Annotated in this window: 19 protein-coding genes and 1 pseudogene; 15 read left to right on the forward strand and 5 right to left on the reverse strand. The window is 75.8% G+C overall.

Annotated elements, in window-relative coordinates; genetic code table 11:
• The first annotated feature begins 9 nt into the window (after window positions 1–9).
• Both ACZ3IL_RS13620 and ACZ3IL_RS13625 read left to right on the forward strand, forming a co-directional pair.
• Window positions 10–1,011: an ABC transporter substrate-binding protein gene (locus ACZ3IL_RS13620; protein WP_467389835.1), complete on the forward strand. Its 1,002-nt coding sequence runs from the start codon at window positions 10–12 to the stop codon at window positions 1,009–1,011.
• A 33-nt stretch (window positions 1,012–1,044) separates the two neighbouring features.
• Window positions 1,045–2,154, forward strand: a complete 1,110-nt coding sequence (locus ACZ3IL_RS13625; RefSeq protein ID WP_467389837.1) for an aryl-sulfate sulfotransferase — start codon at window positions 1,045–1,047, stop codon at window positions 2,152–2,154.
• A 48-nt stretch (window positions 2,155–2,202) separates the two neighbouring features.
• Here the strand turns inward: ACZ3IL_RS13625 and ACZ3IL_RS13630 are convergent, their stop codons facing one another.
• On the reverse strand, window positions 2,203–5,745 hold the full coding sequence (locus ACZ3IL_RS13630; protein ID WP_467389839.1) for a hypothetical protein: 3,543 nt from the start codon (window positions 5,743–5,745) through the stop codon (window positions 2,203–2,205).
• 188 nt (window positions 5,746–5,933) lie between these two features.
• On the opposite strand from ACZ3IL_RS13630, the gene ACZ3IL_RS13635 reads away from it, so the two are divergent.
• Window positions 5,934–7,163: a hypothetical protein gene (locus ACZ3IL_RS13635; RefSeq protein WP_467389841.1), complete on the forward strand. Its 1,230-nt coding sequence runs from the start codon at window positions 5,934–5,936 to the stop codon at window positions 7,161–7,163.
• Window positions 7,147–7,917, forward strand: a complete 771-nt coding sequence (locus tag ACZ3IL_RS13640; RefSeq protein WP_467389843.1) for a hypothetical protein — start codon at window positions 7,147–7,149, stop codon at window positions 7,915–7,917. The genes ACZ3IL_RS13635 and ACZ3IL_RS13640 overlap by 17 nt, the downstream gene beginning before the upstream one ends.
• Before the next feature lie 170 nt (window positions 7,918–8,087).
• Here ACZ3IL_RS13640 and ACZ3IL_RS13645 read toward each other — a convergent pair whose 3' ends face one another.
• Complete coding sequence (locus ACZ3IL_RS13645) at window positions 8,088–8,621, reverse strand: EF-hand domain-containing protein (RefSeq protein ID WP_467390470.1); 534 nt, start codon at window positions 8,619–8,621, stop codon at window positions 8,088–8,090.
• Between the two features lie 312 nt (window positions 8,622–8,933).
• Here ACZ3IL_RS13645 and ACZ3IL_RS13650 point away from each other — a divergent pair, with 312 nt between their 5' ends.
• The 4 genes from ACZ3IL_RS13650 to ACZ3IL_RS13665 are packed head-to-tail and all read left to right on the forward strand — an operon-like array spanning window position 8,934 to window position 13,214.
• Window positions 8,934–9,689 (forward strand): (5-formylfuran-3-yl)methyl phosphate synthase, encoded by a 756-nt coding sequence (locus ACZ3IL_RS13650; RefSeq protein ID WP_467389845.1) that lies wholly within the window; start codon window positions 8,934–8,936, stop codon window positions 9,687–9,689.
• An 8-nt stretch (window positions 9,690–9,697) separates the two neighbouring features.
• Entirely contained in the window at window positions 9,698–11,122 is a 1,425-nt protein-coding gene (locus tag ACZ3IL_RS13655) for an aldehyde dehydrogenase family protein (protein ID WP_467389847.1), read from the forward strand.
• Window positions 11,119–12,225, forward strand: coding sequence for an NAD(P)-dependent alcohol dehydrogenase (locus ACZ3IL_RS13660; protein WP_467389849.1), 1,107 nt, complete (start codon window positions 11,119–11,121; stop codon window positions 12,223–12,225). The genes ACZ3IL_RS13655 and ACZ3IL_RS13660 overlap by 4 nt, the downstream gene beginning before the upstream one ends.
• On the forward strand, window positions 12,222–13,214 hold the full coding sequence (locus tag ACZ3IL_RS13665) for a class I SAM-dependent methyltransferase (protein ID WP_467389851.1): 993 nt from the start codon (window positions 12,222–12,224) through the stop codon (window positions 13,212–13,214). Before ACZ3IL_RS13660 ends, ACZ3IL_RS13665 begins: the two co-directional genes overlap by 4 nt.
• A 59-nt stretch (window positions 13,215–13,273) precedes the next feature.
• On the opposite strand, the pseudogene ACZ3IL_RS13670 reads toward ACZ3IL_RS13665, so the two are convergent.
• Window positions 13,274–14,056, reverse strand: a pseudogene (locus tag ACZ3IL_RS13670) (IclR family transcriptional regulator); the annotation flags it as partial.
• Between the two features lie 191 nt (window positions 14,057–14,247).
• Between ACZ3IL_RS13670 and ACZ3IL_RS13675 the strand changes: the two are divergent.
• From ACZ3IL_RS13675 to ACZ3IL_RS13705, 7 genes are all read left to right on the forward strand, one after another.
• Window positions 14,248–14,373 (forward strand): putative leader peptide, encoded by a 126-nt coding sequence (locus ACZ3IL_RS13675; RefSeq protein WP_467389853.1) that lies wholly within the window; start codon window positions 14,248–14,250, stop codon window positions 14,371–14,373.
• Between the two features lie 452 nt (window positions 14,374–14,825).
• Entirely contained in the window at window positions 14,826–15,845 is a 1,020-nt protein-coding gene (locus tag ACZ3IL_RS13680; protein WP_467389855.1) for an ABC transporter substrate-binding protein, read from the forward strand.
• Between the two features lie 40 nt (window positions 15,846–15,885).
• A complete protein-coding gene (locus ACZ3IL_RS13685; RefSeq protein ID WP_467389857.1) occupies window positions 15,886–16,893 on the forward strand; it encodes an ABC transporter substrate-binding protein in 1,008 nt (335 codons plus the stop codon).
• Entirely contained in the window at window positions 16,890–17,726 is an 837-nt protein-coding gene (locus ACZ3IL_RS13690) for an ABC transporter permease (RefSeq protein ID WP_467389859.1), read from the forward strand. The genes ACZ3IL_RS13685 and ACZ3IL_RS13690 overlap by 4 nt, the downstream gene beginning before the upstream one ends.
• Window positions 17,723–18,505 carry an ABC transporter ATP-binding protein gene (locus tag ACZ3IL_RS13695; RefSeq protein WP_467389861.1) on the forward strand — a complete coding sequence of 261 codons (783 nt, stop codon included), beginning with the start codon at window positions 17,723–17,725 and terminating at the stop codon, window positions 18,503–18,505. Before ACZ3IL_RS13690 ends, ACZ3IL_RS13695 begins: the two co-directional genes overlap by 4 nt.
• Window positions 18,502–19,365, forward strand: coding sequence for an ABC transporter substrate-binding protein (locus tag ACZ3IL_RS13700; protein WP_467389863.1), 864 nt, complete (start codon window positions 18,502–18,504; stop codon window positions 19,363–19,365). The genes ACZ3IL_RS13695 and ACZ3IL_RS13700 overlap by 4 nt, the downstream gene beginning before the upstream one ends.
• A gap of 4 nt (window positions 19,366–19,369) precedes the next feature.
• Window positions 19,370–20,452, forward strand: coding sequence for an LLM class flavin-dependent oxidoreductase (locus ACZ3IL_RS13705; protein WP_467389865.1), 1,083 nt, complete (start codon window positions 19,370–19,372; stop codon window positions 20,450–20,452).
• 118 nt (window positions 20,453–20,570) lie between these two features.
• Here ACZ3IL_RS13705 and ACZ3IL_RS13710 read toward each other — a convergent pair whose 3' ends face one another.
• Window positions 20,571–21,656 carry a CU044_5270 family protein gene (locus ACZ3IL_RS13710; RefSeq protein ID WP_467389867.1) on the reverse strand — a complete coding sequence of 362 codons (1,086 nt, stop codon included), beginning with the start codon at window positions 21,654–21,656 and terminating at the stop codon, window positions 20,571–20,573.
• Entirely contained in the window at window positions 21,653–22,315 is a 663-nt protein-coding gene (locus tag ACZ3IL_RS13715) for an RNA polymerase sigma factor (RefSeq protein WP_467389869.1), read from the reverse strand. Before ACZ3IL_RS13715 ends, ACZ3IL_RS13710 begins: the two co-directional genes overlap by 4 nt.
• Between the last annotated feature and the right edge of the window lie 6 nt (window positions 22,316–22,321).

Genomic DNA, 22,321 nt, shown 5'->3' on the forward strand with positions numbered 1-22,321 from the left:
GGACCACCCATGCCCGGACCCCGCGCGCTCACCGCCCTCCTGACGGCGGCCCTGCTCTGCGCGCTCGCCTCCGCCTGCTCCACCGGTACCGGTACCGGGTCCGCGGCCGGCGGACGGCCCGCCGTCTCCCTCGCCACCAGCGACCACCTCGGCGGGGCGCCCGTCCACGTGGCCCAGGAGCACGGGCTGTGGGCCGCCGAGGGGATCGACGCCACCCTGACCACCCTGCCCACCGGGCGGGACGCGCTGAACGCGGTGCTCGGCGGTCAGGCGCAGCTCGGCGTCGTGGGCGACCTGCCCGCCGTCACGGCGGCACTGGGGGGACGCGAACTGCGGATCGTCGCCGACCTGTCCCGGTTCTCCGACTGGCGCCTGCTCACCCGGGCCGACCGGGGGATCACCGGTTTCGCCTCGCTGAAGGGCCGCCGGATCGGGGTCCCGCAGGGGACCAACGTCGAGTACGCGCTCTCGCGGATGCTCGCCTCGGCCCGGCTGACGGCGGCGGACGTGACCGTGGTCAACCTCGCCCCGAACCAGGTCACTTCGGCTCTGGCACGCGGGGACGTCGAGGCCGGGGTCACCTTCCCCGGCTTCTACGACTCCACCCGCACCGCCCTCGGCGACCGCTACGCCGAACTCCGCTTCACCGGCTACACGGCCCGCACCCTGCTCGTCGCCGGCCCGAAGGCGACGGAGAGGACCACCACGGCCGTGCTCCGCGCCGTGCGCCGGGCCCAGCGGGAGATCGCCTCGGACCCGGCCGCCGCCCGGAAGGCCGTCCTCGTCCAGTCCAGGGGCGCCCTCCGGGCCGGTTACGTCGACGCCTTCCAGCCCCGCTACGCCTACGGCGCGACCCTCTCGCCCGAACTCCTGGCCCAGCTGACCCAGGAGGCCGCCTGGGCGAAGGCCGCGCAGGACCTGCCGGGCTCCGCCGACCGGGCCGCGCTGCTGCGGCACCTCGACCCCGCGCCCCTGACGGCCGTCGACCCGGCCGCCGTCACCGTCCGCTGACCCCCGCACCCGCACCCCCCGAGGAGAGACCCCGTGCCCGTCGACCAGAACACCCTGCGCCGCCGCGGCGTCGGCCTGATCGCCCACGACCCCGAGCTCAGCTACGGCGGCTACACCCTCTACACGCCCATCACCAGCGCCGGCGAGATCCACCTCGTCGACATCGAGGGCCGGCCCGCCCACACCTGGCACTCCCCGCACCCGCCCGGCCGTCAGGCCCAGCTGCTCCCCGACGGGAACCTCTTCTACGCGGCCAAGGACACCGACGGCCCGGTCCTCTTCCCCATCTGGGAGGTGTACCACGGCGGCATCTTCCAGGAACTGGCCCCCGACTCCACGGTCCTGCGCGAGGTCCGGCACCCCTTCCACCACCACGACGCCTCGATCCTGCGCAACGGCAACCTCCTCATCACCACCGTCGAACCGCTGGCCCCGGCCGACGCCGCCCGCATCCGGGGCGGCATCCCCGGCTCCGAGGCCCCGGACGGGGTGATCTACGGCGACGTCGTCCTCGAACTGACCTGGGACGGGCGGGAGGTGTGGCGCTGGGCCGCCATCGACCACCTCGACCCCGAGGACTTCCCCCTCGACCCGCACTTCGCCCGGGAGCACTGGCCCATGGCCAACACCGTCAACGAGAGCGCCGACGGCTCGATCGTCGTGGGCTTCCGCAGCGCGTCCTCGACCGTCGCCGTCGACCGCGCCGACGGCTCCGTGCTGTGGCGCATCGGCCCCGACGTCCTGGCGCAGCAGCACCATCCGCACGAACTGCCCGGCGGCACCCTCCTGGTCTTCGACAACGGCTCCTACCGCGACACGACGTCCCTGCCGTACTCGCGGGTGCTGGAGCTGGACCCGCGCAGCGGCGAGGAGGTGTGGTCCTACCAGGACGACCCGCCGCAGAACTTCTACAGCCCGTACATGTCCAGCGCGCAGCGTCTGCCGAACGGCAACACCTTCATCGCGGAGGGCTCCTTCGGACGCCTCTTCGAGGTGACGCCGGCCGGCCGGGTGGTCTGGGAGTTCGTGGTGCCGCAGTTCCGTTCCTTCGGCGACGGCGTGGGCCTGGAGTCGTCGGCCGGGGCCCAGAACGCCGTCTTCCGCGCCTACCGCTACTCCGCCGACCGGCTCCCCCGGCGGTGAACGGCCCCCGGACCCCGGATCGGGCCCGGGTCACGGATCGGGCCCGGGTCACGGATCGGTGAGCAGCGACTCCACCGTCGGGAACGGGTCCCCATCGGGATCGAGGCCGGTGAGCCGCTCGGCGACCCGGTGCCAGGCCGCCGGGTCGGTGCCGAGCGCGGAGCGCACGAGGTCCGCGAGGACGGCGCGGGCCTCGGCGGCGCCCGGCGGGGCGTCGGTGCGGCGGGCGGCGGCACCCAGATAGGCGAGGAGCCGCACGGCCGGGGTCGCGAGGCGCACCAGGTCCGTGCCGTCGAGGAGTCCCGCCGCGAGCAGCCCGTCCAGCTGGGTGGACGGCGCGCAGTGGTACAGGCCGCCGAGGCCGTGCCGGGCCCGTTCCCGGGTGGTGCGGGCACCGTCGGGCAGGCCGTCGGGGCCGGGTTCGTGCAGCAGCGCCGCGTGGCGCAGCCGTACGTCCTCGGGGACGCCGTCCAGGTTGACGAGGTCCTTCCAGTACGGGATCGGGTCCTGGGCGTGGGCGGCTTCGAGGGCGGCCCAGTCCACCGGCTCGCCCGGCGGGAGGGAGCCGGCGAGGTCGCGCGCGTGCGGGGCGTGCCGGGCGCGCCGCAGCTTCCGGACGAGCCTGTCCGGCGCCAGTTCGCGGTCGAGCCGGGCGCGGAGGACGGCGGCGGGGTCGGCGGACGCCAGGGCCTTGGCGCACACGGTGGTGGCGGAGCGTCCGAGTACGTCCCGTCCCGCGAGCGCCGCCAGCCGGTCGGCACCGCCGTGCTCGAACAGCCGGAGACAGCCGAGCAGTTGGTCGCCGAGGCCGAGGCGGCCGCCTTCTCTCGTGAGGATCTCCTCCACGAGGTCGGGTTCGGCGGAGCACAGCCACATCGGGCCACCGGCCGGCCAGGCGGTGCCCTCGGCCCGCCAGTCGGCCAGCACCCGGGCGCCCAGGGAGGGCCGTGCGGTGCCGGGCCGGGAGCGGGTGACGATCCGGTGGACGACGCTTTCGGGGTTCCAGTGCCGCAACAGGGCGAGGTCGACCCGGGGGTCGTCGAGGTCGACGAGCCGGTGCACCGTGCCGCTCCGCTCCATCCAGCGGGACTGGGCGGCGAGGACGCGCAGCGCGTCGGGGTCCCGGTCCGCGAGCAGCCGGTCGAGGACCGTGCGGGGCGTGCGGTCGTGCCGCAGCAGGTACGCGGCGAGCAGCCAGGGCCCGTCGGGGCCGAGCCGGGGCAGGACGGCCTCGACGACCTCCGCGTCGGCGAGGCAGAGCAGGGTGCCCTCGGGCCAGGCCCACAGGTGGTCGCCGTGCTCCAGCAGTCCGATCGCCTCGTCCGGGGTGGTCGGCCGGTTCCTGCCGATGGCCCCTCCGGTGCCCGGCTCCGGCCGGGGGCCGGACCGTGCGCGCTCCACCAGTCCGGCCCAGGTCCGTCCCTCCGAGGTGGTTTCGGAGGCGGTGACGGTCGCGGCCAGGCGGAGCCAGGCGTCGGGGTCGGTGCCGAGTTCGGCGCGCAGCAGGCGGGCGAGGGCGGCCCGCCAGGCAGCGGCGAACGCGAGCCGCTGCCAGTCGTGGGGCAGCAGGAGGAGCCGCCGGGCGGGCAGCAGGGTGAGCAGTTCCTCCGCGGACAGCACGCCCTGCGCGTACGCCTGTTCGATGTGCTGTGCGCCGGATCCGTACGTCTCGGGAAGCCGTGCCCGCACCCGTGCGGGGCCGGGCGCCTCGTACGCGAAGCCGTCCTCGGAGGGCGGGATCGCGTGGGCGGCGCAGGCGTGGGCGAACCAGCGGGGGGTGGCGAGGCCGGGCGCGGTCTCCCGGTCGTACACGGCCAGCGCCTTCAGCACCCGGGGGTCCTCGGGCCGGGGCGCGCCGGCGGGAGCGAGGGAGTACAGCAGGTCGAGCGCGGCCAGGGCGTGCACCCGGTCGCGCCGGTGGCGGGGACGCCGGGACGGGGCCCCGGGGGCGGACGGCCCGGAACCGGTGGCGCCGACGGGGCCGGTCTCGGGGCCGGTGTGGGGATCGGCCTCGACGGCGGGCCCGGCGGCCGGCCCGTCCGGGGTCCGTCCCGCCTCCGCGATCAGCTCCACGAGGGTCCCCCGGTGGTCGGGCAGCAGGTCGTCGAACGCCGTCCGGGCCCGGTTCCCCCGCCCGAGGTGCGTCTCGGTGAGGGCGTGCAGTTCGGCGGCGGCGGTGCCCAGCAGCTTCCGTCCGGCGAGGCGGGCGAGCGCGGCCAGGGCGTGGTGGGCGGGGCGCGCGGTGCGGATCAGTTCGACCGGGTCGAGGAGCCCCGCCGCCGTCATGCCCTCCGCCCAGTCGGCGGCGCCGCCGTCGAGCTCTTCCTCCGCGAGGCGCCGCGCGGCCGGGGTGGTGTTCCCCGCGCGGCGGCCCCCGGCCCGCCACGGTTCGTTGAGCGCGCTCAGCCGGAACGCGTGACGCTGTGCGTCGCTCGCGGCTTCGTGACGGGCCAGCTCCTCGCACGCCTCGGGCATGAACGGGGTCGCGGCGTGGGCGGCGGCGAGGGCGTCGAGGTCGTGGGCGTACGGCTCGGACAGCAGGTCCCGCAGCGTGCTGGTGCCCCGCGCGGTGGCGAGGAGCGCGGGCAGCCGGGCGGGGTCCTCGTACGGTTCGCCCCGGGCGCGCAGCAGGCGCGGTCCGTCGCCGTCCGGGGCGGCCAGGGCCTCGGCGGCCGCGTCCACGACGTCCCGGCTCAGCCAGGGGGCCGCGGCCGGGTCGTCGAGCAGGGCCCGTACGGCGCCGGGGCCGGTCCGCTCCCAGATCCTCAGCAGGGCGTACCGCTGGGCGACCCGGCGCACGCCCCGGCGCAGGGCGGGCAGCACGAGCCGCGGGTCGCCGGAGCAGAGCAGCGGAACGGCCCAGGTGCGCGGGACCTGCCCCTGCGGCGCCGTCAGTTCGGCGTACAGCGCGTCGTCGAGGGGGACGGTGTCGAGCCGTTCCACGATCGCGCGGCGCAGGGACGGGGTGGTGCGCGGGTTGCGGTAGACGGCCGCGGCGACCACGGCGTCGCCGACCGCGACCAGCCGGGCCAGGACACGGGTGTCGAGCCGGGGGTGGCGGGCCAGGGCCGTCCGGGCGGGGGCGTCGCCGTGGTCGACGACGGCGTCGATGAGCGCGGACGGGGGCGGGGTCCCGCCGGCGAGCAGTTCCGTCGTCACCCGCTCGGGCAGGGCGGCGAGCGCGTCCGCCGCGTGCCGCGGTTCCGCGTGTGCGAGGAGCAGGCCGAGCGTGCGGTGGACGCTGCGGGGCGCGGGCGGGCGGAGCGCGTCGCCGGGGGCCGGGGGCGCCGGCAGTGCGGCGAGCAGTTCGGGCAGGGTGCCCCGGTGTCCGGTCAGCGCGTCGTGCAGCGCGCACCAACGGGCCGGGTCCCCGCCGAGGTGACGCCGCGCCAGCTCCCCGAGCAGGGCGGCCGTCTCCCCGTCGGCCCCGCCCGCGGCGGCGACCCCGGCGGCCACCGAGCGCGCGGGCCCGGCCCGCTCCACCACGCGCCGCGCGTCCCCGCGCCGCGCGTCCCCGTCCTGCGTGCGCCGTCCGGTCCCGGCCATCTCCCGCAGCAGCCGCTCCGCCGCCCCCGCCCGCGTGTCCGTCATGATCGCCATGCTAGGCACCGGCACCGACAGTCCCGTCCGGGGCCGCCCCGGCGGGCCGGGGGTGCTCCGGCGTGACGCGACGCTCCGCCGGGCGCGGCGGAACCCCGTTGCCCGGCGCCGGGACCCGGTCTACGGTTCTACGGTTCCGAGCGCTCCGCCGGGATCCGCGAACGACAGGTGCCGTTTTGATGTACGCGACAGAGCTGCCGGAGGCCCGCGTCGAGGAGGCGGGCAACGTCCTGGTGGCGCCTTCGGCGCCGGGGGACGACGAGCTGCCCGGGAACTTCTTCGGGTCCGTTCTGACGCCGGAGGAGTTCGCCTCCGGCGCGCCCGGCCTCGCGGGGAGGTCCGTCTACCTGTGCGGCGACCTGTCCGGGATCGACGCGCGCCGGCTGCGCGCGGCCGGCCGGGTTTTCGTCGTCCGGGAGCTGTCGCACGGCCACCACGAGGAGGCCGGCCGGTCCTGGACCTCCGTCGGCCTCGGCCGGGTCCCCCTCCGCGTGCACGGCGTCGGCGCGTACTACCGCCGCTTCTTCGAGCCCGCCGAGGACCACTTCGGACGGATCCGCGCGGAGCACGCGTTCCAGTCCCTGACGGAGTCCACCAAGCCCGGCACGGCCCGCCGCAGCGGCATCTACCTGACGCCCGTCACGCGGAGCGGCGACGGCCTGCGCTTCCGGCTGCTGCGGTGCTCGACGAACCTGTCGGGACCGACCGAGAACTTCCGTCCGACCGACACCCGGATCGTCGAGGCCCTGAACCGCGAGGCCGCCGCCGTCTTCCGCGGGCACGCGCCGCTGAACCACGTGCTCGCGCAGGTCTACCCCAACACCCTCGCCACGGCCGGGCGCAAGCAGTCCAAGGCCAGGATCTCGGCGCACGCCGACAAGACCAAGGACATGCCGGTCAACGGCATCATGGCCTTCTGCACCTTCTACGACCGGCTCGACGGCCTGCGTCCCCCGGACGGGGACGCCTTCGACCACGGGGTGAAGGGGATCAGCGCACTGACCCGGCTCCGTTTCCGCCTGAAGGAAGCGGCGGCGGAGCACGAGGGGGCGGCGCTCCCCCGGGAGTTCACCCTGACCCTCCACCCCGGGTCGGTGTTCTTCGTGCCGCTGTCCACCAACCGCCTGTACACGCACGAGATCCGGCCCTCGGCGCTGGACGCCGGGCTGCTCCCGACCCGGCTGGGGTACGTGGTGCGGTGTTCGGCCACCGAGGCCGTCCACCGGGACGGCCGCACGTTCCTCGACGCGGGCGGGGAGCCGGTGGAGCTGGAGCCGCCGACCGAGGCCGGCCTCGCCGAACTGCGCGGGCTGTACGCCGAGGAGAACAGGTCGCCGTCCTTCGTCGACTACGGCGGCCGGTTCCGTTTCAGCATGAACGCGGGGGACTACCTTGCCCCGCGCGTCTGAGGTGCCGGCCGGGATCCTCTCGTACGCCCTGCCGGCCGAGGGGGACCCCTTCGCGGAACTGTCCGCGTCCGTCCGCTGGGAGGACGTGGGGAAGGGCCGCGGGAGCGCCACGCTCACCCGGCCGGACGGGACGGGCGGTGTGCCGCTGGTGCGCACCACCGCCCGCCACGGCACCCCGGCGCGGCGCTTCCGGCCGGTGCACGAACGGCTGGCGCGCCGGGTCCGGGAGGGCGCGGGGCTCCCCGTGGACTTCGACAACGCCCTCGCCGAGCGCTACACGAACGCGTACGCCACCATGGGGAGCCATTCCGATCAGGCCCTCGATCTGGCCGAGGACTCGTTCGTCGCCGTCTTCTCCTGCTACCGGAACCCCGGGGCGAGGCCGTCGAGGAAGCTGGTCTTCGAGTGGAAGGAGGGCGGGGGCGGAACGTTCGAGGTCCCGCTCGCCCACCACGGCGTCGTCGCGTTCTCCGTCGGCACGAACCGGCTCCTCAGGCACCGGATCGTCCTGGACGCGGCCGCGCGGACGGCGGACGACGAGTGGCTGGGCGTGACCTTCCGCACGTCGAAGACCCTCGTCCGGTTCCGCGACGGCCACGCGTACCTGCCGCAGGGGGTCCGGCTCACGGTGGCCGACGAGGAGCAGCGGCGCGCGTTCTACCGGCTGCGGCGCCGCGAGAACACGGAGACGGACTTCACCTGGCCCCCGCTGGCGTACACCGTCAGCGAGAGCGATCTGCTGCCGCCCGTCTGACCCGCCCCGGGGCGGGGGTCACGGGTTCCGCGGTGCCGGGCGGCGGGTCGCGCGCGTCTCCCCTCCGTCACGGGGGCCACGGCCTCCAGGGCCGGGGCGGCACTTCGGAGGGCCCTGCCGCCCGGCGCCGGGCGCAGCTCTCCGCCCGGCGGCGCGGGACGGAGCGTCCGTCAGGCGGCCGGGAGGCCCACCAGGCGGTCGCCGGGGATTCCGGCCAGGTCGGGAGCGTAGAAGTCCCTGATGCCGGCGTCCCAGGTCGCCACGGTGATGCGGTCCTCGGCGTCCGGGCCGAACTCGTCGAAGAGCGCGTGGATGTTCGCGCGCTCGAAGCCGATCGCCTCCATCAGTGCCACGAAGAGCGGGCGCTCGATCAGGCCGTCGCCGTCCGGGTCGCCGAGCGCGGAGAGCGCCTCGGCGAACTCGGCGACCGCGGGGCCGAAGCGGGCGGGGTCGAGCACGAGCGGCCGGAACTCCTCGAGGGTGATCACCCCGTCGCCGTCGGCGTCCAGTTCGGTGACGAGGGTCGTCCAGTAGCGGCGGAACGCGGCCCGGAGGACGGCCCTGGCGGTGTCGTCCGACGCGACCGCCGCCTCCAGGACCCGGTCCGTCATGAGGTCGAAGTCGTCGGACTCGACGACTCCGTTGCCGTTGGCGTCGAAGAGGGAGAAGACCAGCTCCACCCGCTGGGCCGCCTCGGTGCGCACGTCCGTCATCCGTTCCTCCTGCTGTCCTTCGCCGCCCGTCGCTGCCGGGCGGCGGTGATGGGGGCACTCCGCGGACGCTCCACGGGGTGCTCCTACGTAACCGGACCGCGGCCGGGGGCGTGGCGCCGGGGCGGTCCCTCCCACCGGAAGGAGTGAGCGGAGGGGGCGGGGTCGTACGCATGTACCCAGCGCATGGGGCGGGGATGCCCGCGCCCCCGCGGGCCTCCGCACGCGCCCTCCCGGCGCCCGGGAGGACGTGGCGATGATGAACGCACCGCAGAGCGGACCCGCATCCCACCCAAGGAGCCCAAGGTGCTGCTTCTCATCTCCCCGGACGGCGTCGAGGAGGCCCTCGACTGCGCGAAGGCGGCGGAACACCTCGACATCGTCGACGTCAAGAAGCCCGACGAGGGCTCGCTGGGTGCCAACTTCCCCTGGGTGATCAGGGAGATCCGTGACGCGGTCCCGGCGGACAAGCCGGTCTCCGCCACCGTGGGGGACGTCCCCTACAAGCCCGGGACGGTGGCCCAGGCGGCACTCGGGGCGGTCGTCTCCGGCGCCACGTACATCAAGGTCGGCCTCTACGGCTGCACGACGCCGGAGCAGGGCGTCGAGGTGATGCGTGCGGTCGTACGGGCCGTGAAGGACCACCGTCCCGACGCGTCCGTCGTCGCCTCCGGGTACGCCGACGCCCACCGCGTCGGCTGCGTCAACCCGCTCGCCCTGCCCGACATCGCCGCCCGCGCCGGCGCCGACGCGGCCATGCTGGACACCGCCGTCAAGGACGGGACGCGGCTCTTCGACCACGTGTCGCCGGACGTCTGCGGCGAGTTCGTCCGGCGGGCCCACGCGGCCGGCCTGCTGGCCGCCCTCGCGGGCAGCGTCCGGCAGGACGACCTCGGGGCGCTGACCCGCATCGGCACGGACATCGTGGGCGTGCGCGGAGCGGTCTGCGAGGGCGGCGACCGCACGGCGGGAAGAATCCGGCCGGACCTGGTGGCCGCCTTCCGGGCGGAGATGGACCGGCAGGCCCGGGAGCACGCGGCCGGCCTCCCCTCCGCGAACTGACCGCCGGCATGCGGACGACCTCCGGCGCACCGGCCTCCGGCCCCTCGCGGGCGGCCGCCCGGTTCGCCGTCGTCGACCCGGCCACCGGGGAACCGTTCGCCGACGCCCCCGACGAGCCGCCGGGCGGACTGGACGGGGTGGTCGACCGGGCCCGCCGGGCCTGGCACGACTGGCGCGCCGACCCCGCCGCCCGTACCACCGCGCTGCGCGCCGCGGCCGGCGCCGTGGAGGCGGCCGGCGACGACCTCGCCGGGCTGCTCACCCGGGAACAGGGCAAACCGCTGGCCGAGTCGCACGCCGAGGTGGCCCGCGTGGCGGCCCGGCTGCGCTTCTTCGCCGGGCTGGCCCCCCGGGTCCGGCGGATCACCGACGGCCGCCCCGTGCACAGCGAGGTCCGCTGGCGGTCCCTCGGGCCGGTCGCCGCGATCGTGCCGTGGAACTTCCCGCTCCAGCTCGCGGCGGCGAAGTTCGCGCCCGCGCTCGCGGCCGGCAACACCGTGGTCCTCAAGCCGTCCCCGTTCACCCCGCTCGCCACCCGGCTGCTCGGTTCCGTCCTCGCCGGCGTCCTGCCCGAGCACGTGCTGACCGTCGTCACCGGCCACGAGCCGCTCGGCGCCCGGCTCGCCGCCCACCCCGGCATCCGCCACGTCACCTTCACCGGCTCGGTGCCCACCGGGCGGGCCGTCGCCGGAGCGGCGGCGGCCTCGCTCGCCCGGGTCACCCTGGAACTGGGCGGCAACGACGCCGCCGTCCTGCTCGACGACGTCGACGTGGACCGGATCGCGGACCGGTTGTTCTGGGCCGCGTTCCGCAACTGCGGGCAGGTCTGCGTGGCCGTCAAACGGGTCTACGTCCCGGCCCGGATCCACGCCGAGGTCGTCGAGGCCCTGGCCCACCGGGCGCGGACCGTTCCCGTCGGTTCCGGACTCGACCCCGGCGTCCGGCTGGGCCCCGTCAACAACGCCCCCCAGCTGGCCCGGGTCGAGCAGGTCACCCGGAGGGCCCTGGCGGACGGGGCCAGGGCCGCGGCCGGCGGCCGGCGCCTCGACCGGCCGGGGTACTTCTTCGCCCCCACCGTCCTCACCGACGTGCCGCCGGACAGCCCGGTGGTGACCGGCGAGCAGTTCGGTCCGGTGCTGCCGGTGCTGCCGTACCGGCACCTCGACGAGGCCGTCGACGCGGCCAACGGCACCGGGTTCGGGCTGGGCGGCTCCGTGTGGGGCACCGACCCCGACCGGGCCGCGGCGGTGGCCGACCGGCTCGACTGCGGCACGGCCTGGATCAACCACCACGCCGAACTCTCCCTCGCCCAGCCCTTCGCGGGCGTCAAGGACAGCGGGGTCGGCGTCGCGGGCGGGCCGTGGGGGTTCTACGGCAACCTCCGGCCGTTCGTCGTCCACCGCCCCCAGGAGGAAGGACCCGCAGGACCATGAGGTTCCAGGCCGCCGTGCTGCGCGCGTACGAGGACCCGTTCACCGTCGAGGAGGTGGCCCTGCGCGCGGAACCCGCCCCCGGCGAACTGCTGGTCGAGATCGCGGGGAGCGGGATGTGCCGGACCGACCTCGCGGTCCGGCGGTCGGCCGGCCGCAGCCCGCTCCCGGCGGTGCTCGGCCACGAGGGCGCCGGGGTGGTGGTGCGGTCGGGCGGCGGCCCGGACGGCACGCCCGGCGTCGGCGACCACGTGGTGCTGAGCTTCGACTCCTGCGGGCACTGCCCGAACTGCCTCGGCGCGGCCCCCGCCCACTGCGATTCCTTCGCCTCCCTCAACCTCTTCGGGGGGCGTGCGGAAGATCCGCCCCGGCTCACCGACGCCGCCGGCCGGGCGCTGGCCCCCCGGTGGTTCGGCCAGTCCTCGTTCGCGGCGTACGCACTGGTCCCGGCCCGCAACGCGGTACGGGTCGACCCCACGCTGCCCCTGGAACTCCTCGGGCCGCTCGGCTGCGGCTTCCTCACCGGTGCCGGAGCCGTCCTGAACACCTTCGGCGCCGGGCCCGGCGACACCCTCGCGGTCCTCGGCGCGGGAGCGGTGGGCCTGGCGGCGGTGATGGCCGCCACCGCCGCCGGGGTGCGGACGGTGGCCGTCGACCGGCACCCCGGCAGGCTGGCCCTTGCGGAACGGTTCGGTGCGGCGCCGCTGTCCGCCGGAGCGTCCGGGCTGCCGGAGCGGCTCCGGCGGCTGACCGGCGGCGGCGCGCGGTACGCGCTCGACACCACGGCCTCGCCCACGCTCGTCAACAGCGCCCTCCACGCCCTGCGCCCCACCGGCACCCTCGGCCTGGTGGCCCGTTACCGGACCGCCCTCCCACTGGAGCCGGGCGCGCTGGACCGGGGGCGCGGCATCCGGCACGTCTGCGAGGGGGACGCCGTGCCCGGACTGCTGATACCCCGGCTGATCGGCCTGTGGCGGGCCGGCCGCTTCCCCTTCGACGAGCTGATCCGCACCTACCCGCTGGCCGAGGTCAACCGGGCCGAACACGACTGCGGGACGGGCCTCGTCGTCAAGCCCGTCCTCCTCCCGGAAAGGGGAAGCCGATGACCGAGGGCACCGAAGAGGCCGTGGCCGGAAGGACGGGCCGGGGGGCGGGCGGAACGGCGGAGGGAAGGGCGGGCGGAACGGCGGACAGCGGGGCGGAGGGGGAAGGGGGCGGGGACCGGGGGGTGGACGGGGGCGTGGGGCTGACCGCCCTGCTGGTGGCCGCGGCGCGCGCGATCGAGACCCACCGCCACGACAGCCTGGCCCGGGACGTCCACGCGGAGCACTTCGTGCGCGCCGCCCCGGCGTCCGCGGACTGGCCGGTGCGGATCCAGCAGGTCCCCGACGGGGACGGGAACCCGCTGTGGGGGAGGTTCGCCCGCTACTTCGGCCTGCGGACCAGGGTCCTGGACGACTTCCTGCTCCGGTCGGCCCGGACGGGCGTCCGCCAGGTGGTCCTGCTGGGCGCGGGACTGGACACCCGGGCCTTCCGGCTGGACTGGCCGGCCGGGACCGTGGTCTTCGAGATCGACAGGGCGGGCGTGCTGGCGTTCAAGCACCGGGTGCTCGCGGGCCTGCCCGCCACCCCGGGCGCGACCCGCGTCGTCGTGCCGGTCGACCTCCGCTCCGACTGGGCCGCCGCGCTGACCGCCGCCGGCTTCGACCCGGCCGCCCCCGGCGCCTGGCTCGCCGAAGGCCTCCTCTTCTACCTGCCGGGGCCCGCCGAGACGGCCCTCGTGGAGACGGTGGACCGGTTGTCCGCCGAGGGCAGCGCGCTGGCCTTCGAGGCCAAGCTGGAGAAGGACCTGCTGGCGTACCGCGACAGCGCGATCTACACGGCCGCCCGCGAGCAGATCGGGATCGACCTCCTCCGCCTCTTCGCCCCGGGGCCCCGGCCCGACTCCGCGGGCGCGCTGACGGACCGGGGCTGGTCCACCTCGATGCACACCCCCTTCGACTTCACCCTCCGGCACGGCCGCGGTCCGCTGCCCGAACCGAACGACGCCCTGGAGGGCAACCGGTGGGTCTTCGCCCACAAGGTCCGGACCTGACCCCCGGTCACCGGGGCGTCAGGGGGGTGCGGCCCGGTGGCCGGGCCCCCTGACGCCCCCGCCCGGGGGGTGCGGTCCACCGCGGGCGGGAGCAGGACCTCCAGGGCGCGAGCGCGGGCGTGGGCCCGGGGCGGGAACCGGACGAGCCGCGCGTCCGTGATCAGGTCCGGTGCGGCCCGGACGGCGAGGACGAAGCGGACGTGGCCCGTCCCCTCCAGGACCGGCACCGCCACCGTCCGCACGCCGCGCGCCGACTCCTCGTCGTTGAACGCGTGGCCCGCCTTCCGCACCCGCGCCGGCTCGGCGGCCGGCGGGGCGGGTTCGACGACGGTGCGTTCCGTGAAGGCGTACAGCGGCGGCGGTGCGAGCGGGCCGGTCTCGCCCACCCGGGGCCGGGCGAGGAGCACCTTGCCGAGCACGGTCGAGTACGGCGGCCGGCGCAGTCCCGCCCCGGGCGTCACCGAACCGCCCGCCACGATCACCGCGTACGGGCCGCTGCGCAGGGTCGGGTCGGCGGTGGCCCCGGTCCGCTCGGCCAGGCCGGCGAGCCCGGGCGCGGCCAGGTGCGGGCCGCGCCGGTGGTACGAGAGGCGGCCCGGTTCCGTGACCGCGGGGACCAGTCGGTAGCGGGCCGTGCGGGCGTCCTGTTCCGGGAAGCCGGCGGCGACCAGGGTGCGGACCGGGCGGTGGACGGCCGGGACGGAGGGGCCCGGCCCGCGCGCCGGGCCGGAGACGCTCGGGTCGGGCCGGTTGTCGTGGAAGCCGTGCGGCACGTCGAGCGCGCGGCGGACCGTCCGGGCACCGGCCGGAGGACGTACGGGGCCGGTTCCGGTGGTCGTCACGCTCGCTCCCGCAGGGTGGTCATGCCCGCACGCTGCCACATGGTGGGAGCCGGGACGACCTCCGGCCGGGGGTGGAAACACGCTGTTCACGTGCGTTCCCACATCGTGGGAAGCGAGTTGTGGAGGGCCCGGCGACCGTGTCATGGTTCCGGCCACACCACCACGGAAGACCGGAAGGGAGCGGGACCGCCATGACCACGTGCCGTACGGCGACGACCGCCGCTCCCGTCCTTCCCGCCGTCCCGCCCGTCCTCGTCGGGCTCACCCGGCGCCGGCACATCGACCTGGCACGGGTCGCCGGCGCGGCCTGTCGCTGACCCCTGCGGTCGGTGACCCCCGCGGTGGAACCGGCTCCCCGGAGCAGGGCCGGCTCTCGGAGCGGGACCGGCACCCGGGGCGGAAGCGGCTCCCACGGCGGGACCGGCTCCCGGAGCGGGATCGACACCCACGACTGAGCCGACGCCCACAGCTGAGCCAAGGCCCGCGGCGGGACCGTCGTCCACGACGGGTCCGACAGCGACGGCGGGACCGACAACCGGGCCGGTGCGGCAAGCCCGTCGGGTTCCGCGCCGGGGCTCCGCCCGGTTGCCCGCCTGGACCGTCTCACCTCACCGTCGCTCCCCGTCGTCGCGCTCCACCGCAGCACTCCACCGTCACACCCCGCCGTCGCCCGTCCGGCCGTCCGGCCGCCGTGCCCCGCCGTGCCGCTCCCGCCGCCGTGCGCTCCCCGCGCGCGCCTCCCCTCCTCCTTCTCCCGGGACCCTCCTCCATGACAGACGTCCGCGTGCCCGACACGCTCTGGTTCACCCGCTGCCCCGTCCCCACCGCCACCGGCGTGGCCGCCGACCGCGGCTGGCTGGCCGCCGAGTTCGCACCGGACGGCATCGCCGTCCGCTCGCTCCAGGACGCCGGACCGGGGGCCGACCGCGCCGCCCACTACACCCACGATCTGCCCGGCCTCTTCCGCGAGGGCGGCAACGTGCCCGCCCTGTGGGCCCGTTCGCGCGGCCGGAGCACCCGTCTGGTCGGTCTCACCTGGATCGAGGAGCGCCAGGTGGTGCTCGTCGCCCCCGGGTCGCCGGTCCGCGGGGCGGCCGCCCTGCGCGGGCTCCGGCTCGCCGTGCCCCGGCACGGGGTGCCCATCGACTTCTGGCGGGCGATGGCGCTGCGCGGCTTCGAGGGCGCCCTCGCCTCCGCGGGGCTCGGCCTCGACGACGCCCGGCCGGTCGACGTCCCCGCGGCCGGGCACTCCGGTCAGTGGGCCGCCGAACTCGACGCGCTGCGGCGGGGCTCCGTCGACGCGGTGTACGTGAAGGGCGCGCTCGCCGTCGAGTCGGCCCGCCGCGCCGGGGCCGAGGTCGCCGTCGAGCTCGACGCCCTCCCGGACCCGGTCCACCGCGTCAACAACGGCACCCCGCGTCCCCTCACCGTCGACCAGGAACTCCTCGACGAGCACCCGGCGCTGGTGGACCGCTTCCTCGCCGTCCTGCTCCGGGCCGCCGACTGGGCCGCGGACCGGCCGGAGGAGGTCGCCCGCATCCTCGGGGCGGAGACCGGCGCGGGCGCCGAAGGGGTCGCGGGCGCCTACCGTCCCGGCGTCCACCGCACCCTGCACCCCGACCTCTCCGACACCCGGCTCGACCTGCTGGCCCGGCAGGAGGCGGCCCTGCGCGCCCACGGCTTCCTCCCCGAGGCCGTGGACGTGCGGGCCTGGGCCGATCCCGGGCCGCTGAGCCGGGCCCGTCTGCTCCTGGCCTCCGGCGCCACGCCGCCGAGCCCCGTCGCGTAACCCCGCTCCCCTTTCCCGCCGCTCCTCAAGGACGACCGCCATGCGCCCCCTTCCCGCCCTCACCGCCCTGACGGCCCTCGTCGCCCTCGCCACCCTCACCGCCTGCGGCGCCGACCCGACGGCCGGTTCCGCCGCCGGCGGGGCGAAGGGCGGTACGGTCACCGTCCGCATCCCCGACCCGGGGAACTCCGGGGTCCTCGCCCGGGGCAAGAAGGACGGCAGTCTCGACAAGGCCCTCGCCGCCGTGGGCGCCGAGGTCGCCTGGACCGGCAGCGCGGGGCCGTTCGCCCCCGCCGCGCAGGCGATGAACGCCGGCCGGCTCGACGTCGCCACCGGCTCCATCACCTCCGGCATCACCTCCCTCGCCCAGAACCCCGGCTTCGTCTTCTTCACCGCCACCGATCCCGATCCGGTCGGCGAGGGGATTCTCGTTCGCGAGGGGTCCGGCATCGGTTCCGTGCGGGACCTCGTCGGCCGCAAGGTCGCCGTCAACAAGGGCGGCACGGGCGAGTACCTGCTCCTCAAGGCCCTCGCGAAGGAGGGGGTCCCCGCCGACCGGGTGGAGCGCGTCTATCTGCGGCCCGACCAGACCGCCGCCGTCTTCAACGCCGGCCAGGTCGACGCCTGGGCCGTCTGGTCGACCTACGCGGTCGCCGAGATCGGCAGCGGAAAGGCCCGCTTCCTCGCCGACGGCAGGGCGATCGGTTCCGACAACTACAGCCTGAACGCCGTCCGTTCGGACTTCGCGAAGGAGCACCCCGCGATCGTGAAGGCGCTCTACCGCTACCTTCACGACAACAGCGCCAAGGAGCGGAAGGACCCGGCCGCCTACCTCAACGTCTTCACCGACTCCGGACCCACCGCCGTCACCGGCAGGGCCAGGGACGTGCAGATCGGGTTCACCCGCGAGGGCGGGACCGTCGACCCCATCGGCCCCGAGGACGTCGAACGGTTCAAGGCCGTCTCCCGCTTCTACGCCGACCAGAGGGTGACGCCGGGCACGGTCGACGTCGCCGCCCACCTCCTCGACGTGGAGAGGCTGTCGTGACCGCCGCCCCGACCGCCCCGGGGCTCGTGGCCCCCCGTCCGCCCGTCCGTCACGCCCGCTCCCACGGGTACGCGCTCGCCGTCCGCGCCCTCGGCCCGGTCGCCCTCCTCGCGCTCTGGTGGGTCTCGTCCGCGACCGGCGCCCTCACCCCCGACGTCCTCGCTTCGCCCGTCCAAGTCATCGCTGCCGTAGGTGAGTTGTGGGGGAACGGGCAGCTTCCCGACGCCCTCGCCACCTCCCTGGCCCGCTCCGGGACCGGGCTCGCCATCGGCCTCGCCGCCGGTCTCGCCCTCGGGATCACCACCGGCTTCACCCGGCTCGGCGACGAACTCCTCGACTCCTCCCTCCAGACCCTGCGCACCGTCCCCTTCCTCTCGCTCGTGCCGCTCTTCATGGTCTGGTTCGGCATCAACGAGACCGCCAAGATCCTGCTGATCGCCGTCGCCACCACCTTCCCCATGTACGTCTCCACCAGCGGCGGCGTCCGCGACACGGACCGGAAGCTCGTCGAGGCCATGCGGAGCTTCGGGCTCGGCCGGCTCGCGATCGTCCGGCAGGTCGTCCTGCCGGGCGCCCTGCCGTCGCTGCTCGCCGGGCTGCGGCTGTCCATGACGCTCAGCGTCATCGCGCTGATCGCCGCCGAGGAGATCAACGCGACCGCGGGCATCGGCTACCTGATGTCCCAGGCCCAGAGCTACGCCCGGACCGACGTCCTCGCCGTCTGCATCCTCGTCTACGGGCTCCTCGGCCTCGCCGCCGACGTCCTCGTCCGCGGCCTGGAGCGGGTCCTCATGCCCTGGCGCGCCACCGGAACCGGAGGTTCGGCACGATGACCGCCGTACGCGTACGGGGACTGCGCCGGGTCTTCGGGGACCGCGCCGTCATCGACGGCCTCGACCTCACCATCGGGCGGGGCGAGTTCGTCGCCCTGCTCGGGGCCAGCGGCAGCGGGAAGACGACCCTGCTGCGCATCCTCGGCGCCCTCGACGGCACCGACGGAGGAGAGGTGCTGGTCCCCCCGGCCCGCACGATCGTCTTCCAGGAGCCCCGGCTCATCCCCTCGAAGAAGGTCCTCGGCAATGTGACCGTCGGGCTGCCACGCGGCGCCGCCACCCGGGGGACGGGCCTGCGGGCCCTCGCCGAGGTCGGTCTGGAGCGGCACGCCGACGCCTGGCCGGCCACGCTCTCCGGCGGCGAGGCCCAACGGGTGGCGCTGGCCCGGGCACTGGTCCGCGAACCCGAACTCCTGCTGCTGGACGAGCCGTTCGCCGCGCTCGACGCGCTGACCCGGCTCCGGATGCAGGACCTGGTGGGCGAACTGCGCCGAATCCACCGGCCCGCCGTGCTGCTCGTCACCCACGACGTCGACGAGGCCGTGCGGCTCGCCGACCGGATCGCCGTCCTGCGCGACGGCCGGCTCGTCACCGACGAGACCGTGACCGTGCCCCGCCCCCGCGACCCGGGCGACCCGGCGGCGGTCGCCCTGCGCCGCCGTCTGCTCGCCGACCTCGGCGTCGGCACCGCCTCCCCCGTACCGGAGGAGTCCCCCTCCCCGGAGGAAGCCCCCGTTCCCGAAGAAGCCCCCGTTCCGCAGAAGGAGTTCTCCGCGTGACCGTCACCCTCGGCGTCCACCGCAGCAACCCGTCCCTCTACCACCTCTCCCGCCTCGGCTACGCGGAGGAGGAGCTCGCCGCCCTCGGCGAGACCGTCGCCTGGCACGCGTACACCGACGGCGTGCGCACCGGCGCCCTCCTCGCCGACGGCACCATCGACTTCGGCGGGACCGGCTCCACCCCGCCGGTCACCGCCCAGGCCGCCGGCCACGACATCGTCTACGCCGCGGTCTCGGCGCCCCGCCCGGACCACGGCGCCCTCCTGGTCCCCGAGGACAGCCCGGTGCGGACCGTCGCCGACCTGAAGGGCGGCACCGTCCACCTCGCCGTCGGTTCCTGGCAGACCCACCTCGTCGCGCAGGCGCTGGACGACGCGGGCCTGTCGTACGCCACCGACATCACGGCGGTGCGCGGCGACTCGGACAGCGAGGCGAAGCTCCGCTCCGGCGGGATCACCGCCTGGGTCGCCCAGGGCGCCGAACTCGTCGCGGCCCGCCGTGCGGGCGGTCTGCGGACCCTGGTCCGCACCGGGGACGTGATCACCGACCGGTCCGTCTTCTTCACCCGCCGGGACCTGGCCGAGCGGCGGCCCGAGGTGGTCGGGGCCCTCGTGCGGGCGCTGCGGCGGGCCGACGCCTGGGCCGCCGCGCACCCCGGGGAGGCCGCCGCGATCGCCGCCGCCGACCAGGGCGGCACCGCCGAGGACTGGGAGACGGCGCTGCGCGCCCTGCCGTGGACGATCGAGGAGGTCGGTGAGGAGTTCCTCGCCGAGCAGCAGCGGGCGGCGGACGTCTTCCATCGCACCGGTTTCATCGAGCGCGCGATCACCGTTGCGGACGCCCTGCCCCGGAAGGCCTGAGCCCATGACGTCCACGGCACCGGAAGTCCTCTGGTACATCATCCCGCGCGAAGGCGCCTACCCCTGGGAGCCCGCGGGCCGCAGGCCCGTCGACCTCGACTACCTCCGGCACCTGGCCGGCGCCGTCGAACGCCTCGGCTACACCGGCGCGCTGCTGGCCACCGACCTGTACGACGTCTGGCCGCTCGGCTCGGCGCTCGCGGCCGCCACCAGCACCCGCTTCAAGCCGCTGCTCGCCGTCCATCCGGGCCTGATCTCGCCCACCCTGCTCGCCAAGACCGCGCTCACCTTCGACAACCTCTTCGGCGGCCGGCTCCGCTTCAACGTGGTCAACGGCTCGACCGAGTCGCTGCGGGAGTACGGCCTGCACGTCGGGCACGACGAGCGGTACGAGCTGAGCGCCGAGTACTGGTCGATCGTGAAGCGGCTCACGGCCGGCGAGGTCTTCGACCACAAGGGCAGGTTCTACGACCTGAAGGGCGCGGGCGCCTCCTTCGGGGAACTGCGCCCGGTGCAGGCGCCGCACGTCCCGCTCTGGTTCGGCGGGTCCTCGGCCGCCGGCGTCGAGATGGCGGCGGAGCACGTCGACGTCTACCTCACCTGGGGCGAGCCGCCGCACCTGCTGAGGGAGAAGCTCGACCACGTCCGGACCCGGGCGGCGGCCCACGGGCGGACCCTCCGCGTCGGGCTGCGGCTCCACCTCATCGTCCGCGACACCGAGGACGAGGCGTGGGCCGCCGCCGACCGGCTCCTCGACGTCACCAGCGCGGCGACGTACGCCCGGCAGCTCGGCGGCCGTACGGGCGAGGACGGGGTGGGCTGGGAACGGCAGTTCCGGCAGCACGGCGGACGGGTGCCCGCCCGCGCCCGGGAGCTGGAGACGCATCCCAACCTCTGGCCGGGCATGGGGCTCTTCCGGCCGGGCCCGGGGACGGCGCTGGTGGGTTCCACGGCCCAGGTCGTCGAGCGGCTCCAGGAGTTCCGGGAGCTGGGCGTGGACACCTTCATCCTGTCCGGCAACCCGCTCCTGGAGGAGGCGTACCGGGTCGCCGAGACGGTGCTGCCGGCGCTGGGGGCGGGCCGCTGACGGCCCGCCCGGGGCCGGTCGCCACAGGTCGTCCCGGGCACCCCGCCCGGGACGGCCCGCCCGGCACGATCCGAAGGACACGGCCCGGCGGGGACGCCCTCCGGAGGGGGAGCGCCCTCTAGGAGGAAGTGCCGGCGGAGGGCGTGACCTTGATGTCGTCCACGAAGGCCCGGACCATGATCGCGGCGGTGTAGATGACGGTGCCGGGCTTGATCAGGTCGTTCTTGTCGGGGCTCTCGTTGACCTGGACCGTGCGCTCCCCGAGGAAGGTGAAGGTCTTCCTGTCGAAGATCCACTCGGTGCGCTGCCCGTTGACCTCGTCGAGCCGTGCGACGGCGATGCCCTTGCGGCCGACCGCGTCGGTGGCGCTGTCGACCGTGACCACGCCGGGGATCTTGGCGGCGGCCCGGTAGAGCGCCGACGCGAGTTCGGGGGACGGCCAGCTCTCGGTGATCAGGTCGCCGATGGTGCCGAACGCCTGCTGGTCCCTGCCGTTGCCCTGGCCCCGGGTCTCCTCGTAGATCTTCCGCAGGAGCGCGTCGGGGTCGGTGGGCAGGGTGGCCAGGTAGTCGTACGAGGGCGCGCCGAGGTGCGGCCGCGGCTCGTTCCCCTGCTCGTCGGTGCCGCCGAGGGTGATGCCTTCGGGGCTGGTGGTGCCGGGCTCGATCAGCCATCCCTTGCGGCCGTCGGGGGACCGCCAGGACTGCCGGGTGTGCAGGGGCACGCTGACGAGGCTGCTGACGTCGTTGACGGTCCTCACGTGCGTGTTCGCGGCCCGCGACTCGATGTAGACGTACTGGCCCGCGCGTCCGCGCGGGGCGTCCGCCCCGGCGGCGGCGAGCGAGATGCGGTCGAGGAGACGGGGGGCGCCGTGGGCGTCGACGGTGCCGATGGTGGTGGTGAGGGCGGGACCGGTGGCGGGGACGGGGGCGACGGCGCGGTCCTCGGCCGGGGCGCCGTCCGGGGTGAGGACGAGGGCGCCGACGGTGAGTGCTCCGGCGAGCGCGGCGACGGCGGGCAGGAGGATCGCCTTCCGCAGGAAGGGATTGCGCGGGGCGGCGCGGCGGTCGTCGTGGATCTGGTTCATCAGGCGCTCCTTGTGGAACTGGTGGCGGCCCGGGGGAAGGTCCCGTTCTCCGATCGCCGGGAGGTCCCCGGACCCGTGCCGGTGCGCCGTGCGGGGGTCGTTCGCGTCGGGGTTCATCGGATTCCTTCCTGTGCGGGCCGGACCGCGTTCACGCGGTCACCTGGTATCTGTCGGGGGCGGGCGGCGGGTTCCCGTTTCCGGCCCCCGGATTCCTCCGCCTCCCGGGCGAGTTCTTCCTCGGCCCCGTCGCGGAGCCGGGCGCGGGCGCGCGAGAGCCGGGAGCGGACGGTGCCGACGGGGACGCGCAGGGCCCGGGCCACCTCGGTGTAGGCGAGGCCTTCCCAGAGGCAGAGGACGAGGACTTCGCGTTCGGTCCTGCGGAGCGTGCCGAGGGCCCGCAGGGTGGCGGCGATGCGGCGGCGGTCGTCGATCCGCCCGGCGACCTCGGAGGCGTGGTCGGGCACGGACGCCTCGGGGACGGCCGTGGCGTACGCGGCGGCGGCGGCCCGGTAACGCCGGTTGCCCCGGCAGTGGTTGCGGGCCACGTTGGTGGCGACGCCGAGGAGCCAGGGCCGGAGCGATCCCCCTTCGGGGTCCACCTTCCGCCGGAGCCGCCACGCCTCCAGGAAGGTCGCCGCCATGACGTCCTCGGCGACCGACCAGTCACCGGTCAGCCGGAAGGCGTGGTTGTAGACGCTCCGGGCGTGGGCGTCGAAGAGTTCGGCGAAGGCCGGCGGGTCCCCGTCCCGGATGCGGGCGCGCGTGTCGTTGTTCACGTCTGT

The organism is Streptomyces sp. NPDC014907 (genome assembly GCF_055562975.1).